16 protein-coding genes and 1 pseudogene are annotated in these 18133 nt (G+C 61.9%); 6 read left to right on the forward strand and 11 right to left on the reverse strand.

Annotated elements, in window-relative coordinates:
• Positions 1-3: 3 nt before the first annotated feature.
• Genes BM118_RS33255 through BM118_RS33270 form a run of 4 tightly spaced genes read right to left on the reverse strand, consistent with a single transcriptional unit; the run spans position 4 to position 3713 of the window.
• Complete coding sequence (locus BM118_RS33255) at positions 4-1014, reverse strand: ABC transporter substrate-binding protein (RefSeq protein WP_092191587.1); 1011 nt, start codon at positions 1012-1014, stop codon at positions 4-6.
• Between the two features lie 58 nt (positions 1015-1072).
• Positions 1073-1486: a Rieske (2Fe-2S) protein gene (locus BM118_RS33260; protein WP_092191238.1), complete on the reverse strand. Its 414-nt coding sequence runs from the start codon at positions 1484-1486 to the stop codon at positions 1073-1075.
• Positions 1486-2589: an amidohydrolase family protein gene (locus BM118_RS33265; RefSeq protein ID WP_092191240.1), complete on the reverse strand. Its 1104-nt coding sequence runs from the start codon at positions 2587-2589 to the stop codon at positions 1486-1488. Before BM118_RS33265 ends, BM118_RS33260 begins: the two co-directional genes overlap by 1 nt.
• Positions 2586-3713 (reverse strand): amidohydrolase family protein, encoded by a 1128-nt coding sequence (locus BM118_RS33270; protein ID WP_092191242.1) that lies wholly within the window; start codon positions 3711-3713, stop codon positions 2586-2588. The genes BM118_RS33265 and BM118_RS33270 overlap by 4 nt, the downstream gene beginning before the upstream one ends.
• 160 nt (positions 3714-3873) lie before the next feature.
• On the opposite strand from BM118_RS33270, the gene BM118_RS33275 reads away from it, so the two are divergent.
• Positions 3874-4377: a MarR family winged helix-turn-helix transcriptional regulator gene (locus BM118_RS33275; RefSeq protein ID WP_092191244.1), complete on the forward strand. Its 504-nt coding sequence runs from the start codon at positions 3874-3876 to the stop codon at positions 4375-4377.
• Positions 4378-4579: 202 nt separating this feature from the next.
• Complete coding sequence (locus tag BM118_RS33280; protein WP_092191246.1) at positions 4580-4930, forward strand: type II secretion system protein GspG; 351 nt, start codon at positions 4580-4582, stop codon at positions 4928-4930.
• Between the two features lie 25 nt (positions 4931-4955).
• On the opposite strand, the gene BM118_RS33285 is transcribed toward BM118_RS33280, so the two are convergent.
• The 5 genes and pseudogenes from BM118_RS33285 to BM118_RS33305 form a co-directional block, all read right to left on the reverse strand.
• Positions 4956-6176, reverse strand: coding sequence for an allantoate amidohydrolase (locus BM118_RS33285; RefSeq protein WP_092191248.1), 1221 nt, complete (start codon positions 6174-6176; stop codon positions 4956-4958).
• Entirely contained in the window at positions 6173-7345 is a 1173-nt protein-coding gene (locus BM118_RS33290; protein WP_092191250.1) for an iron-containing alcohol dehydrogenase, read from the reverse strand. The genes BM118_RS33285 and BM118_RS33290 overlap by 4 nt, the downstream gene beginning before the upstream one ends.
• Positions 7346-7354: 9 nt before the next feature.
• Positions 7355-8741, reverse strand: a pseudogene (locus tag BM118_RS33295) (aldehyde dehydrogenase family protein).
• Positions 8742-8776: 35 nt separating this feature from the next.
• Entirely contained in the window at positions 8777-10084 is a 1308-nt protein-coding gene (locus tag BM118_RS33300; protein ID WP_244550292.1) for a glutamine synthetase family protein, read from the reverse strand.
• Between the two features lie 77 nt (positions 10085-10161).
• On the reverse strand, positions 10162-11505 hold the full coding sequence (locus BM118_RS33305; RefSeq protein ID WP_092191254.1) for an aspartate aminotransferase family protein: 1344 nt from the start codon (positions 11503-11505) through the stop codon (positions 10162-10164).
• Between the two features lie 339 nt (positions 11506-11844).
• Here BM118_RS33305 and BM118_RS33310 point away from each other — a divergent pair, with 339 nt between their 5' ends.
• The 3 genes from BM118_RS33310 (at position 11845) to BM118_RS33320 (ending at position 14577) form a co-directional block, all read left to right on the forward strand.
• A complete protein-coding gene (locus BM118_RS33310) occupies positions 11845-12681 on the forward strand; it encodes a DeoR/GlpR family DNA-binding transcription regulator (RefSeq protein WP_092191256.1) in 837 nt (278 codons plus the stop codon).
• Between the two features lie 13 nt (positions 12682-12694).
• Complete coding sequence (locus BM118_RS33315) at positions 12695-13720, forward strand: helix-turn-helix domain-containing protein (RefSeq protein WP_092191258.1); 1026 nt, start codon at positions 12695-12697, stop codon at positions 13718-13720.
• A 65-nt stretch (positions 13721-13785) separates the two neighbouring features.
• Positions 13786-14577, forward strand: a complete 792-nt coding sequence (locus BM118_RS33320) for an inositol monophosphatase family protein (RefSeq protein ID WP_092191260.1) — start codon at positions 13786-13788, stop codon at positions 14575-14577.
• A 30-nt stretch (positions 14578-14607) separates the two neighbouring features.
• Here BM118_RS33320 and BM118_RS33325 read toward each other — a convergent pair whose 3' ends face one another.
• Positions 14608-15564, reverse strand: a complete 957-nt coding sequence (locus tag BM118_RS33325) for a choline/ethanolamine kinase family protein (RefSeq protein ID WP_092191262.1) — start codon at positions 15562-15564, stop codon at positions 14608-14610.
• Entirely contained in the window at positions 15561-16439 is an 879-nt protein-coding gene (locus BM118_RS33330) for a phosphotransferase (protein ID WP_244550293.1), read from the reverse strand. The genes BM118_RS33325 and BM118_RS33330 overlap by 4 nt, the downstream gene beginning before the upstream one ends.
• 265 nt (positions 16440-16704) lie before the next feature.
• Between BM118_RS33330 and BM118_RS33335 the strand changes: the two genes are divergently transcribed.
• On the forward strand, positions 16705-18111 hold the full coding sequence (locus BM118_RS33335; RefSeq protein ID WP_092191265.1) for an amidase: 1407 nt from the start codon (positions 16705-16707) through the stop codon (positions 18109-18111).
• The last annotated feature ends 22 nt before the right edge of the window (positions 18112-18133 follow it).

The following is an 18133-nucleotide window of genomic DNA, read 5'->3' on the forward strand; positions in this document are numbered from 1 at the left end:
GCCTCAGGGGTAAAGTTTCTTGGCCAGCGACATCATGTCCGGCCGTTCGGACAATTTCGCCATGCCCATCAGCTTGGCGTTGGCATAAGGCTGCGCGTCAGGATCGGCGCGCTCGGCCGCGCCCTTCACGACCGGAAGCATCCAGGCGTTGGCGTAAAGCGCCTGGGAGTCGAGGTTGAGGAAATGCTGCATGAAGACGCGTGCCGCATTGGCATGCGGGGCGTTCTTCAGGATCGCGAGATCCATCTGGGCATAGGGCGCTCCCTCCTGCGGCACGATCACCTTGACCGGCAGGCCCTTGAGATCGGAGGCAAAGGCGAACACCTGGGTGATGTAGATCGGATATTCCCCCCGGGCGACGCGACGAGCGTCGTTGCGCATATCGCGGCTGAAGACGGGTTTCTGCTCGGCCAGCTTTTCGTTGAACTCGGCGCCCATGTTGTTCTGGAGCACCGCGAACAAGGTGTTGCCGCTGCCGAGCGGACGCATGTCGTCGGAAAGCAGCTTGCCCTTCCACTTCGGCGAATTCAGATCGTTCCAGCTCTTGGGAACGTCGTCGCCCTTGACAAGCCGCGTGTTGATCAGAATTCCCAACGGCTGGACATAGGCGGGGATGCTGTGCTCGTTGGCCTTGAACGGCGGCCGCAGGTTCGCGGCATTCGGGACCGGCAGCAGTTTCTGGATGAAGTCGCCGTTCTTGAGCTGCTCCTCGATCATGGTCGTCGTGACCATTTCCACGTCGCCAAGATAACGTCCCGCCGATTGCTCGGTTCGGATGCGTTCGACGAGTTCGCTGGCGCGCAAATCGAGGCTCTCGACGGCGATGCCGTACTCCTTTTCGAACGACTTGACGACAGCTGTGAAGTAAGGCGCGCCGAGCGCCATATTGTAGACGACGACCTTGCCCTCTTTCTTGGCGGCGGCGACGACGGAATCCCAGGATGCATCCTGAGCCGCCGCCGGGAATGCGAAACCGGCCGCCAGGGCAGCGAGGGCAATTCTCTTCAGCTTCAAGAACAATCTATCCTCCACGCGGTTTCTTATTTTGCCGATCGACCGCATCGATCAGGTGTCAGACTTCGATCACCACATATTGCTTCTCGATCACGACCGGGAACGTTTCGGCCTGAAGCTCGCCTTCGACGAGGGCCCCGCCCGATTCCACCTTGAGGTCGTAGCTGCGAACCTTGGTGCGGTCGGGTTCGCACCAGGATTTGCCGGTCCTTAGGTCGAACTCCCAGCCGTGCCAGGGGCAGCGCAACAGTTCGCCGCGCCGGCTGAACCGGTAGGACCCTGGCTCGCTGGATTCCACCAGACCGACGATGCGCCCCTTGCACAGCGATGCGCCCTCATGCGGACAACGGTTGCTGACGGCGAAATACTCCCCACCGACATTGAAGATGCCAATTTCCCGCCCTCCCACCTTCACCAGCATGCGCTGACCGGGAGGGATGTCGTCGACGGTTGCAACGACGTGCCGCGCCATCACGGCAGCCCGTAGAACGCCTGCGCGTTCCTGTAGAGAATCTGGTCGCGCTGCGCTTCGCTGAGGTTGGCGCGGAAGGCGTAGCGCGGATCGTCAAAGTCCCAATGCGGGTAGTCGGTCGAGAACAGCAGGCGATCCCAGCCGATCCGGTCGAACAGATCGATCAGTTGCGCGGCCGTTCCCGGCTCTTCCATCGGCTGGGTCGTGAACCACACCTGTTCCCGGATATATTCCGACGGCGGCCGCTTCAGGTGCGGCACCTCGCTGCGCAGGCGCGACCAGTGCTTGTCCATGCGCGCGGTCAGCGACGGGATCCAGCCGAGCCCGCCTTCCATGATCACGACGCGAAGCTGCGGAAAGCGTTCGAATACGCCTTCGAACACCAGGCTGGTCAGGATCGCCTGCATGGTTTCCGCCACCGTATGGTGCTCTTCCATGTAGTAGGACGCCCAGCCTCCGCCGGTGGAAGGATGGCCATTGGTGCCGCCGACATGGATGGCGATCGGCAGATTGCTGCGCACCGCCGCCTCGAAAATCGGCCAGTAGCGGCGGCGGCCGAAGGGTTCATCGGTCTTCGGCAACACCAGAATCTGGGTGAAATTCGGATCGCCCGCCCGCGCGTCGATCTCGGCGACCGAAGCGCTGGTGTCCTCCTGCGCGATCAGGACCGATGCCCGCAGACGCGGCTCGTTCTTCACCCAGCGTTCGACCTGCCAGGTGTTCATGGCCTGCGTCAGCGCCACGCCGAAATCCAGATTGCGCTGGCTGCCGGGGTTCCAGCGCAGCGGGATCAACATGCCGGTCTCGACCCCGTTGGGATCGAGATGCTGCGTGCGCATCAGCTCGAGGCTTGAGCCCGGCGGACCGCCCTCCTCGGGATAGGCATCGACCCGCGCCGCATCCGGCGACATCCGCGGATGCGACAGCGCTTCGGAAAACGCGTGGCGCAAATGGCTGCCATAGACCGAGAGGTGGTCGATCCATTGTTTGGCGAGATACGGATGAACCTCGGTCCAGGCGGTCATCGCGGGATGGATATCGCAATCGATGATCCGAAGCCTGGATCTGGCGGCGCTGCTTCGCTCGAGTTCGACGATGCTCATACGGCAATCTCCATGGCTCGATCGGCCTTCACCAGCCGCGGATAGGTCGCAAGCGCATTATCACTGACGATCTTGCGCAACAGCCCAGCAGAAAGCCCATCCGGCAACACCGCATCGCCGTCGAACTGCCAGTGCGGATAATCCGTCGAGAACAGGAACAGCTCGTCCGATCGCAGGTGATCGATCAGCCGCAGGATCGCCGCCGCCTCGTCGGTTGCGTCGATCGGCTGGACCGTGAAGCGAACGTGCTCGCGAACGATCTCCGATGGCGCGCGCGTCACCCAGGGAACTTCGGCGCGAACCCCTTTCCAGGTCTTGTCGGCGCGCCAAGCAAAGCCGCTCAGCCAGGTCAGTCCGGATTCGATCGCGACCACCTTGAGTCCGGGGAATTTGGCGAACACGCCTTCGGAGATCATGCTCTGCAACTGATTCTCGAAGGCGGCTGATTGCGACACATAGTCTTCGACGAAATAGGACGGCCATCCAACCGCGGTCGGCGCATAGCGGTAGGCGCTGCCGGCGTGAATTCCGACCGGCAGGCCAAGCTTCTCTGCCAGACGATAGATCGGCCACAGTTGCCGCCGGCCGAGCGTAACCTCGCCCGATACCAGCATCAGCACCTGCACGAACCGCATGTCGTCCGCGCGCCGTTCGATCTCGGCGACGGCGAGTTCGGTGCTATGGGCCGCAATCACGATGGAAGCGCGCAACCGGGGATCGCGGCTCAGCCATTCATCGCGAATCCAGTCGTTGGTCGCCCGGCAGAACACCGCCGCCATGTCCTCGCTATGCATGACCTGGACGCCGTAGAGGCAGTTGAGGATTCCAAACCGCTGCTGGTAGCGGTCCAGCACATGTTCCTGCATCGCCTGCAGCGAGGCACCCGGCTTCTCGCCATCCGCGAGCTTCCAGTCGGGACGGCACGACAACGGCGCGTTCTGCGGATAGCTGGTGAGAGCGAGGTTGAGCCGATCAAGCGCGCGAACGGACACCATTTCGCGCCAATATTCGTCGAGATACGGCAGCAGCACATTCATGGCAGGCACGGCCGGATGAAGATCGCAGTCGATCGCACCCGCGTACCTGGCCGAGGCCGTTGCATTGGCCATCTCGCCGTCTGTCATGAATACCACCCTGATGCGTCGCCGGTTCTTGGTCAGCTCTTGTGCCGGCGTCGGTATTATGTTGATGCATCAATAAATGACATGTCAAGCAATTTGAGGTAGATCAATGCGGCGGGAACCGCGGCATTGAGGTTGGCCGAGTTGCCGGGAGAATCCATTGATGCCTTCGACCAAGCCCCTGATGGTCAACGATGCGCCGCCGAAACGTACGCAACACTACGGCATCCTGGCGCAGGAACACGTTGCAATGCTGGTATCAAATATCGGCGCGCGACTGCTCCGCGGCACCACGGCCTATTATCGCAACGCCTTTGACCTGAGCCTGACGGAATGGCGCATATTGATGGTGCTCAACAGCACCCAGTCGCTCAATGTCAGTGAGTTGTCGGGGGCGGCCGATCTGGACAAGGCGGCCGTGAGCCGCAGCCTCGTCTTGCTCGAGGAACGCAAACTGATTTCGGTCGAGCAGACGCGAACCCGTGGCCGCGCCGCGTTCGCCAAGCTGACGGCCGAAGGACGGAAGCTGTCCGAAAAATTGCTGGAGGTCTCGCGTGAGCGCGAAACGCGGCTATTGAAGAGCTTCAGCCCTGCCGACAGAGAGCATTTGAAAGCGCTGCTTCAGCAGTTATCGCAGGCCTTGGCCGGCGTCGATTGGGATCGCTAGTTCACGACCAGTCGCGACGTCGTCCCGAGCCAGCCTCACGCTCCAATCCATCGCGATGCTGGACTGAAAACGGGCGAATTCAAATCCGCCGTCGATCCCAACCGGTCACTTCATCGACCGATTTTCGTGTTGGACGTTTTGTCGGGCGTTTCATTCGCCGACCAACCCGGCGCGTGTGCCGCTCAAAACTCGTTCTGCTTCCATGGAAATCCGTGAAGTATCGGCAGCGGCGCCTGCATCAGTGACGGGCGCCCAACACGCTGGCACCGACGACGAGCAGAGACAGGACACCTCCCCGAACGGTATTACCCGACTGCACGGCAACCTGCGATCCGTGCAGGCCAGATTTTCCGATTCAAAGACCAAGGCGGCCAGGATCCAGAGCGAGGGCTTTGCCCAGGCGCTCGACCTATATTATCTCGACCACGGCTCATATCCGGCGACTAATGTTGGATTAGCGGCGCTCGTACAGAAGTTCAGTCGTGTCGAACGATGGAACGGGCGAAGGGCAACGTGGTTCCGAACGCTCCTTGGGGCGCATGCGATTAAGTAGAAGATACCGCGAGCCCGTTCGCGCGTCACGCAGTGACCATGCGCCACAACGTCTCCACCAGCACGGCATAGCCCTTGTCGAGAGCTTCAGGTGCCGTGAATTCACGCGGATTGTGGCTGAGTCCGCCCTGGCTCGGCACGAATATGAGCGAAGCCGGGATGCGTTTCTGGATCGCCAAGGCATCATGCCCCGTGATGGTCTTGACTGTCATGGCCTTGCAGCCGAGATCGCTCGCAACGGCCAGGATCAACTCGACACCAGCCGGGTCGAGCAAGGGGGCCGATCGTCTGTCGTCGGCGGCGATCGAGATGCCGACGCCGATCTCGCGAGCCTCACGTTCGATCCGCTCTAGAAAGCGGTCACTGATGGCGACGACCACGGCTTCTTCTTCGTGTCGGATCTCGAACCAGACTCTGGCTCGGCCTGCCACCACATTCGGCGAATTCGGGTAAACGCTGATGCGCGCCGCTGAAGCGTGCGCGCCGGCTTCTTCGCGCGCGACTTCGACGTAGAGAGCTTCAATCGCGCGGGCCGCAGCGCGCAGGGCATCCCGGCGCATAGGCATAGGCATCGGCCCCGTATGCGAGTAATCCCCCTCGAAGACGACCGATATCTTGCGGGTCATCCAGGCGCCGGAAACCGCAGCAATGTCCCCTGAGACCCGCTCGAGCCGATCGCCCTGCTCGACGTGAAGTTCCACATAACGTACGGGACGATACTCAAGCGGCGTGACACCGCGGTAGCCGATTGCGGCCAGCGCAGCGCCGAGCGTGACGCCGTCGCCGTCCGCACAGGCATAGGCGTCCGGCAAGCTCAAGCTGCCGGCGAAAACGGAGCTGCCGGTCAGGCTGGGCTGAAAACGGGCTCCTTCCTCATTGGTCCAGTTCGCGACGGCCAGATTGCGTCGTGCAGCGCCGGGGTTCGCCAAACAGCGCTCCCTGATCGCTTCGACCGCGAGGAGCCCCGCCAATACACCGTAGGCCCCATCATATCGCCCGCCCGTCGGCTGGGAATCAAGGTGCGAGCCGGTGATCACAACGTCGTCCAACGCAGGGTCAAGAATTGCGACGCCGAACATGTTACCGACCGCATCGATCCTCGGGACCAGGCCGCGGTTGCCGATCTCGCGCAGGAAAAGGTCTCGCGCCTGCTTGTCGAGCGCCGTTGCCGCAAGCCTGCAAACGCCGCCGTCGTCGGTCGCGCCAATCGCCGCGAAATTTGCGAAGAGATCGTGCAGGACGGTCATGTTCCGAGATCGCCGCGAATGGCTGCAAGCGTTAATTGCTCGAACTCTGCTTCAGTCAACTGACGGGGATTGGCGCCCGCGGTCGGATCCTTCACCGCATCGGCGGCGATTGTCCGGGCGTCACTCTCCTTCACACCGAGCTCGGCCAAGGTATGCGGTACGCCAAGCCTCCTTCGGAAGGCCAGGATCCAGGACAAGACCGCATCGAAATCATGGCTCGGCAAATTCAGCGCGCGAGCTATGTGCGGAATCTTGTTGGCGATCGCATCCTTGTTGCAAACCACGACGTAGGGAAAGACCACACCATTGGTCAGCCCATGATGGGTGTCGTAGCGCGCACCGACCGGATGCGACACGGAATGGATCGCGCCCAGTCCCTTTTGGAACGCGGTAGCTCCCATCGACGCCGCCGCGAACATGTAGGATCTGGCTTCGAGATCGCGACCATTCTCGACCGCGCGTGGCAGATAGGTGTCGACGATCTTCATCCCTTCAAGGGCAATGCCGTCGGCGAGCGGGTGGAACGCCTTGACGCAATAAGCCTCGAAGCAGTGGGACAGCGCATCCATGCCGGTCGCCATCGTAAGAAACGGCGAGAGCCCGACCGCAAGCTCGGGATCCTCGATCGCGATCTTCGGCATCATCATGGGATGGAAGATGATCTTCTTCTCATGGGTGTCTTCGCGCGTGATCACGCCGGCACGGCCCACCTCGGAACCCGTGCCGGCCGTGGTCGGCACGGCGATGATAGGCACGATGCCATCCGTGTTGGCGCGGGTCCACCAATCACCGATGTCCTCGAAGTCCCATACCGGCCGCGACTGCGCCACCATAAATGCCACGCATTTTCCGACGTCCAGCGCTGAACCTCCCCCGACCGCGATCACGCCGTCATGGCCGCCCGCCTTGAATGCGCACACTCCAGCGCTCAGGTTCGCCTCGGTCGGATTTGTCTTGACGTCGGAAAATATGCCGAGCGGTATCCCCGCCTCGCGAATGCGGCTGACAATGCCGGCGACCATATCGGTCTTGGCGAGACCGTGGTCGGTGACCAGCAACGGTCTGGCAAGGCCGTATGTCCGGCAGGCCTCGGGAAGTTCGGCGATGCGGCCCGGACCCGTGATGACGCGCGTCGGAAAATTCCAGGCCCCGGTGATTTGGACGTCCATATGCGGCTCTCAGTGCTCGATGCGAAGGTGGAATGATTTTGGTCGGGTCAGCGCCTCAAAGCCGAGGCGCGACATACCGGCGCCGCGGCCGCTGTCCTTGACGCCGGTCCATGCGAGCGAGGGATCGACATGATCACAGCGATTCATGAATACGGTACCTGTGGCGGTCGCATCGCCAATGCGTTCGGCCGCGGCGGCATCTTCGGTCCAGACCGACGCTGTCAGTCCATAAGGGCTGTCGTTCATGAGCGCGACTGCCTCCCGGTCGGACGAGACCCTCATGATACCGACCACGGGACCGAAGCTCTCCTCCATCATCACCCGCATGGAATGGTCGACGTCGACGAGAACCTGGGGCATCAGATACGCCGTCCCCATCTTTTCAGCGGAGAATTGCTTCGGATCGATCAGCGGACGGGCGTTCCTGGCGAGAGCTTCGTCGATGTGCGCGCGGACTATGTCGGCGAAACGTGTCGCCGCCATCGGACCCAAGGTCGTATCTTGCAACAACGGATCGCCGAGCCGGTAGCGAGAGGTCAGATCGGCAAATGCGCCGACGAAGCGATCGTAGATCTGTTCGTGCACGTAGATGCGCTCGATCCCACAACAGCATTGGCCGGAATTGTAGAAAGCACCGTCCACGAGTTGCTCGACGGCAAAGTCAAAGTCGGCGTCGGGCCGCACATAGGCGGGATCCTTCCCGCCCAGCTCCAGCCCGAGACTGATGAAGGTCCCGGCAGCGGCCCGTTCGACCGCCCGCCCCCCCGGCAACCGATCCCGTGAAGCTCACATGATCGACCGAACGGGATGAAATCAGCTTTTCGGTCGCGGCATGGTCGAGAGTCAGCGTCCTGAACAGTCCCTTCGGCAAGCCGACCAGGTCCATGGCCGACTGGAGCCGTTCGCCGACGAGCAAGGTTTGCGCGGCATGCTTCAAGATCACGGCATTGCCGGCCAGCAGCGCCGGGACGATCGCGTTGACAGCCGTCAGGTAGGGATAGTTCCAGGGCGCGATGACCAACACAATGCCCGCGGGCACCCGTTTGATCATGCGCCGGATGCCGGCGCGCTCGCGCGGCACGACGGGGGCCAGGGCCTCATCGCTGAGCTCAACCAGCCCGCGAACGCGCTCCTCGAGACTGCGCAGTTCGCCGCCATAGCGCACAGGGCGCCCCATCTGCATGGCAAGTTCCGGAACGACCTCGTCGTTCTGCGCCCGCATCACGTCAAGGAAGGCAAGCATCCTGGACTTGCGCTCTGCGAGCGGGACCGCCGACCATTGCTGCTGGGCCTGCCGCGCCTGCGCAAGGGCCGCCGCGATCCCCGCGTCAGTCGCGATTGGGCGCCGGGCAACCTCGCTGCCGTCGATCGGTGAAATGCAGACAATATCGTTCACGGAAGGTCACTCGTTCGAGGGAAGGAGTAGCGAGATCAGATGATCTCGAAGTAGCGCGCAAGTTCCCAATCGGTGATGGCTTTGCGGAATTCGCGTTCCTCCCACTGCCGCGTCATGGCGTAGTGATCGACGAAGACGCCTCCGAACAGATCGCGGGCTGCCCGCGAAGCCATCAATCGCTCGGCGGCTTCCGACAGCGTGCGCGGAAACGCCCGCTCGGGCGGGTACGTTCGCTCATAGGCATTCCCGGCGATTGGCTCGCTCGGTTCGATCTTGTGCTCGATCCCCCAGAGCCCCGATCCCAGCGCCGCGGCGATCGCAAGGTACGGATTGATATCGGCGGCAGCGACCCGATATTCCACACGCTGACTCGCCGGTTTTCCGGGAATGACCCGCAGCGCACAGGTGCGATTCTCGATTCCCCAGGTCGCATCCGTCGGCGCCCAGAAGCCCGGTACCAGACGCGAGTAGCTGTTCACGGTGGATGCAACCATCGCCAGCAATTCCGGCAGCAATGCCTGCTGGCCGCCGACAAACCAGCGCATGGTGTCGGACATGTTGCCCGGACGCCCGCTCTGGTAAAATGCCGGATTGCCGTCCCTGTCGCGCAGCGAAAGATGCAGGTGCCCGGATTGTCCAGGATACGCGTTCGACCATTTGGCCATGAAGGTGAGCATCTTGCCCTGACGCTCGGCCCAGACTTTTGAAAAGGTCTTGAACAGCACCGCGCGATCTGCAGCCGCGAGCGCATCGGTGTACAGGATCGCAGCTTCCAGGACTCCGGGGCCGGTCTCGGTGTGCAGACCCTCGATCGGCATATCCATCTGGTCACACAGCTTGAGAAGCGAGCGATGGAATTCCGACTCCACGGAGGCGCGCAGCATGGAATAGCCGAACCAGCCCGGCGTGAGATTCTTCAGCCCGCGAAAGCCCTTTTCTCGCACGCTGTGGGGCGTTTCATCGAACACGAAGAATTCAAACTCAGCAGCCACTGACGGGGCAAATCCCATGCCTTCGGCACGATCGATGACCCGCCGAAGCAACCGGCGCGGGCAGAGCTTTTCCGCCTCGCCCTCGAACTCGCCGAGAAAGAACAGCATGTTCCCTTCCATCGGGATATCGCGGCAGGTCGCCGGATCGATGCGGGCAGTGGCGTCCGGAAAAGCCGTGTGCCACCCGGTAAACTTACCGGCGTCGTACATCTGGTCGTTGGAATCCCAACCGAAGATGATGTCGCAGAAGCTGAGGCCAGCCTCCAATGCGCCAAAGAACTTGTCACGCGCGAGATATTTTCCACGAATGACACCGTCGAGATCGACGACCCCAAGTTTGACGTGGGACAAGCCCCGTTCCTCGACCAGAGCCCTGGCATCAGCGGCGGTTTTTACGTTTCTTGCATCCATGAACTTGAACGAGCCCCTTAGGCCGACGCGATCGCGCGCAGCTCTTCGTCGCAAGCGGTGATGAACATATCCGCGTGATCCGTACCGAGACACAGCGGCGGACGAATCTTGAGCGTACTGCCGAATGGTCCGGCAGCGCCGATCAGGAAGCCGCGCTGGCGCAGGCGGTTGATCAGCATGATTGCGAGTTCCGGCGCCGGCTCCTTGCTGTCACGATCACGTACGAGTTCGAGGCCGATAAACAGACCGGCGCCGCGAACGTCCCCGATCTGGATGTGGCGATTGCCGATCTCGCGCAATCCGTCCATCAGATGACGTCCGACCTCGCGCGCATTCTCCAAGAGGCCCTCATCTTTGATCACGTCGAGCACCGCAAGCCCTGCCGCTGCGGCCACTGGATTGCCGCCGAACGTGTTGAAGTACTTCACTTCCGCCGCAAAACTATCGAGCAGTGGTGCACGCAGAGCGACACCTCCCATGGGAAAGCCGTTGCCCATCGGCTTGCCCATGGTCACGATGTCGGGGACAACCCCATGGCGCGCGAAGCCCCACATGGCTGCGCCGGTGCGTCCGAAGCCCGGCTGCACCTCGTCGGCAATGAACAGGCCCTGACGTTCGCGGACGAGTTTCACGGTCGGAGCCAGGAAACCGGCCGGATCGGCATAGACGCCGTCGCTCGAAAAGATCGTGTCCAGCAGCAGCCCTGCAAACCCGACACCGCTTCGCTCGAGATCGGCAATTGCCGCCGCAACACTGTCGGCGAAACGCCTACCGGGATCGCCGGCGGGATTGCGGAACATCTCGGGCGCCGGCACCACCCGCACATGGGACGGCAATGGCTGGCCGGGACGTGAGGACGGCGAAACGTCCGTCACGGCTGCAGTGTTGCCGTGATACGCCGTCTCCGTGACGATGAAGCCGGCCCGGCCGGTTGCGACCTTCGCGATCCGCAGCGCAAGATCGTTAGCCTCGCTCCCGGTGCACGTCAGCACCAGATGATTGATCTCGGGTGGGAATGTCGCCAGCAGGCGCTCCGCATAGGCATCCACCATGTCGTTGAGATAGCGCGTGTGGGTGTTGAGCACGCCGACCTGGCGGCGGATGGCTTCGACGACGCGAGGGTGCGAATGCCCGACCGACGGGACGTTGTTATAGAGATCGAGATATCGGCGGCCCTCGACGTCGAACATGTAGACGCCTTCGGCGCGCTCCATTCGGATCGGCTCCTGGTAAAACAGGACCGAAGCCTTGCCGAAGGATCGGAGGCGTCGTTGCACCGCCTCCCCGAGTTCGGCGTCCATCGCGGACGCACGGCTCTGGTCGAAGGCGTTCAACGCCAGAATTTCTCGTTCCTTTTGCACCGCACGCCTCCTCTGACCGCGCCTTGCGCAAGTCAAAGCGATCGCTGCAGCGATCGTGCCGCAGCCATTCCACGATCAACTTGGAGAAATGTGCGAATTCCCACAATGACAAGCTGATCGGAGGCAAAAAACATCGGAGCCTCAGGCATACAGCTTCAGGCCATCCGCTATATTCCTTTATTTTCAATGCATTACATCGATGCAGGCAATGACTTGCGGAGATACTAGGCATTCGACTGCTCAAAATTTGAGGGAGTTGCCACATAATTAGTGTATCTTTCCAATCTGCCCTCAGAAAGAATTCCTTGTGCCGACGGCTGGGCAGGTGAGGACACCTCAATGACGAGCGAGCCGCTACAGACCAGCGACGCCTCCGCGGCCGACAAACGGCCGCGAAAGAGCGATGGCGATCGCCTCTCGAAGCTGGCGCGACACAAGCACATCATCGCGCAACTCACCGCCGCCCCTACTCTGCGCGCGTCCGAGATTGCGGCGTCGCTCGGCGTATCCGGCGAAACCATACGCCGGGACCTCGTGGAGCTTCAGGAACAGAAGCTCATCAACCGAACCTATGGCGGCGCTTCCCGCCCATTTGCGCTCGAGCCGGCTCTCACCGATCGCAAGGCGCTCATGATCGCCGAACGCGAAGCGATCGCCGCCGTGATCGCCGACCTCGTTCTACCAAACGAAGTCCTGATGCTGGCCGCCGGCGCAACGACGTTTCATATCGCGAGACGATTGGCTTTGCGCGCGCGCGACATCACGGTCATCACGCACGACTATGCGATTGCCGGCGCGCTGGCGGTCAATTCGTCCATCCGGGTGCTGTGCTGCCCGGGCCGCTATCACCCGACCGAAGGCTACGTGTTCGGCACACAGACGATCGCCAGCATCAACAGCTACGAGGCCAACCGCGCCATCGTGAGTGCGACAGGCATCAGCGCCCGGGGCGCGAACGATGCGGATGACGAGGCCGGCGCGATCTATGGCGCGATGGTGAAGCGCGCTGCGGAAGCGATCCTTGTCGCCGATCACAGCAAGTTCGACCAGCGCGCTCTGACCGTGTTTGCGCATTGGACCGATATCGACCGTCTGGTTACCGATCGGCAACCGGAAGGATCTCTGGCAACGGCACTTCGTGAAGCCGGAACGGAGTTGATTGTTGCCCAACCCTGAGAAAGACCAAACCATGGCAAGCCTCACATCTCTTGCTTCTCGCGAGGAGTATACCGGCCTTGATGGTGACGGAGACAAGGGTCCTGCACTACACCAGCGAACCAGGATTGGACGCCTGGATCTTGAACTCGTCGAGCCGCATCGAGTCTTCACCTGTAGTTCGAAACGCACCTCCAGCATCCACGATGCTTCCTATGTGCTTGTCTTTCCCCTGACGGGATGTGTGGCATTCAGCCAGGACGGTCGCGTCGGTATTGCGCGGTCTGGCGAATATGTCCTGCTCAGTGAACTTGCCTTCTACGAATTGTCGTCCGACAAGGCCGCCCGCTTTCTGGTGCTTCGGATCCCGGCCGCGGAGCTGCGCGGACGCCTCGTCTCGATCGAGGATCACATCAGCCGACGTTTCAAGCCAAACGAACAGATGACCCGCCTTCTGGCCGGAATGATCGGAAACGTGGCCGAGCTGTTCATTGAGTTTCCGGCGCCGAATCCACAGGCGCTTGCGACCGAAGTCATCAGCTTCGTGGCGCTCACGATCGGCTCGGAGGATCGGGGCGCCGCTACAGACGTCCGCAACGCGCGCTATCATCTGCGTCGCAGGATCGTTGATTTCATCGAAAGCCATCTCGGCGACCAGTCGCTGTCACCGAAGAAAATTGCGGCCAGCAGCCGAATCTCGCTGAGCTATCTGTACAGTCTGTTCACGGACAACGAGACCACCGTCAGCCAGTTCGTGCAGACCAAGCGGCTGCAACGAGCCTACGAAATCCTGGTTGCTGATCCCAAGGGCCACCGTACCGTGTCAGAGGTCGCCTACGAAGTGGGCTTCAAGAACGTCTCGCATTTCTCGCGCTGCTTCAGCCGTCATTTCAAGGTGGCCCCGCGTGACGTTCGCCAGGCGCCGGAAGCCACACCGCAGCCGGGTACGCGCGCTGCTGAACCGAACGGATCGTCGTCGCCACGAATGGCCTCTTCACGCAAGGCTTTCGGATCCCCGTATTGGGACGTCCACAAGCAAGAGCTTCACGAAAGGGCCTAGAGCCGAATTCCCAAGGCCAGCCGTTGCGCCGCTCATGCACGACGTGCTTTCCCCTGGAGCAAGCATTGGACGACATTCAAGGCACGATTTCTGCGAACGAACTCGCTTCGTTCTTCCATGAACTCGCCGACGTGGCCGGCCGGATCGCGTTGACCCACTTTCGTTCCAGCGTCGATTTCGAACGCAAGCAGGATTTGACGCCGGTGACGATCGCCGATCGCGCGATCGAAGTGGAATTACGGCGCTTGATCAGCTCGCGCTTCCCCAATCACGGCATTCTCGGTGAGGAGATGGGATCAACCTTGGGCGATCGCTACACTTGGTATCTCGATCCGATCGACGGAACGAAGAGCTTCATCTCCGGAATGCCGCTGTTCGGTACGCTTGTCGCGCTCGCCGACGAGCGCGACGGGTCGGTTGTCGCCGGCATGATCGACATGCCGGCGCTGGCCGAACGGTGGTACGGCACACCCCGTGGGGTCACGTTCAACGGCAAGCCGGCCAAGGTGAGCCGCACGGCAAGACTGGAAGACGCACAGATCTATACGTCCTCGCCGGACTTCTTTACGTCGCAGGATTGGGCTCGCTATGACTTGCTGAGCAAGAAAGCCATGTTCCGACGATTTGGCGGCGATTGCTATCAGTATGGCCTGCTGGCGTCCGGCCATTGCGATCTCGTCGTAGAGACGTCGCTCAAGTCGTTCGACTTCATGGCATTGATTCCCGTGGTCGAGGGCGCCGGCGGAATCATACGCGACTGGGATGGGCGGCCCCTCACGCCGGACTCCGACGGACGCGTGATCGCCGCAGCGAACGAGAGCCTGCTCAAACACGCCCTGACTGTCCTGAAGCAATAGCCGCGAGAGGCGGCTGGGACCGGCGCCGGCTCACACCAGCCGCAACCAGCTGTCCCAGCGCGGGTCATACATCACGTCGTGGGCGCGCATGTATTTCCAGACGCCGTACTTCTGGTAGTCGAAATCCCAGGTGTTGAGCTTGCGGTTGACGACCGCCCAGGAGGCCCATTTCATGTCCGCGAGCGCACGGTTGAGAATGACGCGCGCAATCATCTGCGGACGGACCTCGCCCAGATATTGCTCGATGAGGGCTTCCGTCAGCTTCTCATCAAAGAACATTTCGGCAAACAGCACGCCGAGCTCGTAGCTGCGCTCATTGTTGGAGGCAAATTCGTAGTCGATCAGCTTCATCGGCCTGGGCGCGCCGGTTTCGGCCGAAATGAGGAAATTCCCCGGCATGGGGTCGTTGAAGCACGGTACGAGGTCGAGGCCCGACGCCAGGAAGGCTGACTTGGCCTGATTGTAGCGATGCATCAGCCAGGGCATGTCCTGCGGGAAATGCGACCCCAGTTCTTTGCCCTGCTCGATATGTTCCTCGATCATGTCGAAGATCGTCTTGGTCTGGCCGAGCTTGGGGCCGCCATGCAAACGGCGATAGAGATCGAGAACGTCGGACTGGATCGCGGAATCACCGAAATCCGCATTGGTGCAGGCGCGATAGCCCTCCAGAAATTCGCTGATCTCCAGCCCGTCCGCCGCATCGAAGAAGATGACCTCCGGCCCGACACCCATGGCATGGGCATTGCGCGCGGCCTCGTTGGCGGTGGCGCGATTGATGAACATTTCCGAGCCCTCGCCCGGCACTTTGACGAAATAGCGGCGCGCGTCGCCAGAAATCTCGACCAACCAGTTCTGGTTCGATAGGCCGCCGACCAGCGGCGCATAGGCGCCCTCCTTGCCGCGCCATTGCGGGACGCGAGCGATTGCGGCTTCGACGTTGCGTTCGTGACGCGTGGTCCCCTCACCAACCTTTCTGCGAACAGTCATGCGATCCTCCGAAGCATCTCGCCAAAGCGGGGCTCCCGAACCACCATGCGGCAACGCAAGAAGCGCCAGCTGGCGAATTTGTAGAACTCCAGCGTATTGCGCGCCGATTTGGCGGCGAGCAGCGCGCCGATCAATCCCCAGCGCAGATCATCAGCCACGCCATAAATCCGCGCACGGTTGAATGCCCCCTCCTCGAACGTCCCGGTGCTGCGGGTAAAGACGTCGCGCGCCTCAGGCTCCTGTGCACAGGCCTCGACGAGAAAGCTGCCAATATCCTCCAACGGATCGGTCGTTGTCGCGCGATCCCAGTCGATCAGACGAACCTCGCCCGCGTCGCAGATCAGGATATTCGAAACATTGCCGTCGCCGTGGATCGGCACCGCTTTGATCTCCAGCGTCCGGAAGGCGTCGGCCGCAAAGCGCAACTCCTTGACCAGCCATTCGGCATCCGACGGCAACTGGGCTTTCGCGGCCGCCGCTGCAGCATAGAAATGCTCGATCTCGTCAAAGACACTCTTGCGACGTGGCAGCGGTGGTCCGGATTGAAACAGACGCATCGCCGTCATGACGGCGTCGACGATGCCGGGCTCGAGCATCCGTTCCAATGTACCGACCCGCCAGCCCTGGTTGAGATCCTCCATCACCAGAAGGCCGGCCCTCGGGTCAGCCATCAGCACTTTGGGCCCGATGCCGAGATCGGATGCGCGCTGCGCCGCCTCGAAGGCGCAGGCCACGTCGATATAGAGCTCCGCGTCACGATTCATGCTCTTGATAAAGATGCTTTCGTCATCGCCCTTCCTGGTGGCGCGCCAGGGAAAGCCGTCGACACCTCGCCAGCTTGGCGAAGCCAGGATCGGGATGGCAGGTTCGATCACGATGTCTGCGGACCCCCATCCGGGGAGCCCGGCAACGCAATTCCGGATAGTGGCCAGTTCCGTTCCAGATTGACTCATGGCGACTTATGATCTCTTGCGGTTGCCGTTCAGCCGACCTTCGTGTCCGCCAAATTTGACCAAGACAGATGCAAAAGGGATGCCTCGCGCTCCACCAAATCATGCCGTTGAAGCAGCGGCTCTACCCCAGCGCGGGCTATTTTCGCTATCCGGACAGTGATCCGGGACGCTAGCCATTGAGGCCTACATGTCTGCTGAAGAATTGATCGGGATGAGCCTTGCCGAGCTGACAGAGGCTTACGCCTCGCGCGCGCTATCGCCGGTCGACGTGCTGCGGGCCACCCTCAGCCATTCCCAGAACGTCAATACCGCAATCAACGCCCTGTTCTGCTTCCGCCCGGAGCACGCCATGGCCAGCGCGCAACACTCTGAAGCGCGATGGAAGGCCGGAGCTGCGCTAGGTCCGCTCGATGGCGTTCCAATGACCGTCAAGGACAGCGTCGCCATGGTCGGCTGGCCCTACTTTCACGGTATCGGGGCCAACCGCTCCCTGCCGCCCTCAAACTACGATTCACCACCGGCGATCGCATTGCGCGAAGCCGGCGCGGTGATCTTTGCAAAAACCACGATGCCCGATTGTGGCCTGATGGCGTCAGGCATCAGTTCGCTGCACGGCATCACCCGCAACCCCTGGGGGCTTGCCTGGAACACCGGCGGCTCGTCGGCCGGCGCCGCCGCGTCGATCGCGGCCGGCGCCGGATATGTCTCCGTCGGCACGGACATCGCGGGCTCCGTTCGCCTTCCCGCCGCACATTGCGGCCTCGCCGGACTAAAGCCCACCCACGGACGTGTGCCGCATCTGCCGGCCGATACCATGCGCATGGCCGGTCCCATGGGCCGCAGCGTCGACGACATCGCGCGCCTGCTGACCGTGCTGACGCGGCAGGACGAGCGCGACACCTGGAGCCTCCCTGCCGACGGCGTGCGCTATCACGAGCGCCTCGGGCGCGATGTGAAGGGATTGAAGATCGGCGTCCTCACCGACATGGGCTTTGGCATGAAGCCCGAGGTGATCGTACGCGAGACCGTCGAGACGACCGGAAGGCTGCTGGCCGGCGCAGGTGCCATCGTTGAGCCGTTCGTCTCGCCGCTCGATCATGACGCCTACGAAGCCATCGACCTGTTCCTTCAGGTCCGTGGCTATCTCGAATACAAGTCCCTCCCTCAGCACAGCGATGCTCCAAGCGACATCAATCCCTATGTTCGCGCGTGGAGCCTGGGGGGAGCCAAGCACTCGGGTACGGACCTTTACCAGGCACTGGGGCGGATCGCCAAGATGAAGGCGGCGCTGCTGGCGGCGTTCGAAGGCTGGGACTATGTCATCTCACCGACGCTGCCGGTGGTGAATTTTCCGGCCGAAGAGCCAGGCGTCTCTCGCGAGATGCCGCTGGAGCACACGCTCTTCACTGCCATGTTCAACCAGACCTGCCAGCCCGCCTCCACGGTCTGCATGGCGTTTGATTCCCGGCATCTGCCGATCGGTGTCCAGGTCATCGGCCACCGCTTCGACGATCTCGGCGTGCTGCAGGTGACCAAGGCGCTGGAGGATATGCGCGCCGTCGCGATGGATTGGCCGTTCAAGCCCCGGCCCTGAGCCGGGGCTCCCATGGCCGGAC

This window comes from Bradyrhizobium sp. cf659 (assembly GCF_900113725.1).
Classification (GTDB): Bacteria; Pseudomonadota; Alphaproteobacteria; order Rhizobiales; family Xanthobacteraceae; genus Bradyrhizobium.

Excerpts from the sequence above, each read along its gene's own strand:
- BM118_RS33310 (WP_092191256.1), top strand. The coding sequence starts at position 11,845 with ATGACGAGCGAGCCGCTACAGACCAGCGACGCCTCCGCGGCCGACAAA.
- BM118_RS33260 (WP_092191238.1), bottom strand. The coding sequence starts at position 1,486 with ATGGCGCGGCACGTCGTTGCAACCGTCGACGACATCCCTCCCGGTCAG.
- BM118_RS33275 (WP_092191244.1), top strand. The coding sequence starts at position 3,874 with ATGCCTTCGACCAAGCCCCTGATGGTCAACGATGCGCCGCCGAAACGT.
- BM118_RS33285 (WP_092191248.1), bottom strand. The coding sequence starts at position 6,176 with ATGACCGTCCTGCACGATCTCTTCGCAAATTTCGCGGCGATTGGCGCG.
- BM118_RS33335 (WP_092191265.1), top strand. The coding sequence starts at position 16,705 with ATGTCTGCTGAAGAATTGATCGGGATGAGCCTTGCCGAGCTGACAGAG.
- BM118_RS33280 (WP_092191246.1), top strand. The coding sequence starts at position 4,580 with ATGGAAATCCGTGAAGTATCGGCAGCGGCGCCTGCATCAGTGACGGGC.
- BM118_RS33290 (WP_092191250.1), bottom strand. The coding sequence starts at position 7,345 with ATGGACGTCCAAATCACCGGGGCCTGGAATTTTCCGACGCGCGTCATC.
- BM118_RS33325 (WP_092191262.1), bottom strand. The coding sequence starts at position 15,564 with ATGACTGTTCGCAGAAAGGTTGGTGAGGGGACCACGCGTCACGAACGC.
- BM118_RS33270 (WP_092191242.1), bottom strand. The coding sequence starts at position 3,713 with ATGACAGACGGCGAGATGGCCAATGCAACGGCCTCGGCCAGGTACGCG.
- BM118_RS33265 (WP_092191240.1), bottom strand. The coding sequence starts at position 2,589 with ATGAGCATCGTCGAACTCGAGCGAAGCAGCGCCGCCAGATCCAGGCTT.
- BM118_RS33315 (WP_092191258.1), top strand. The coding sequence starts at position 12,695 with ATGGCAAGCCTCACATCTCTTGCTTCTCGCGAGGAGTATACCGGCCTT.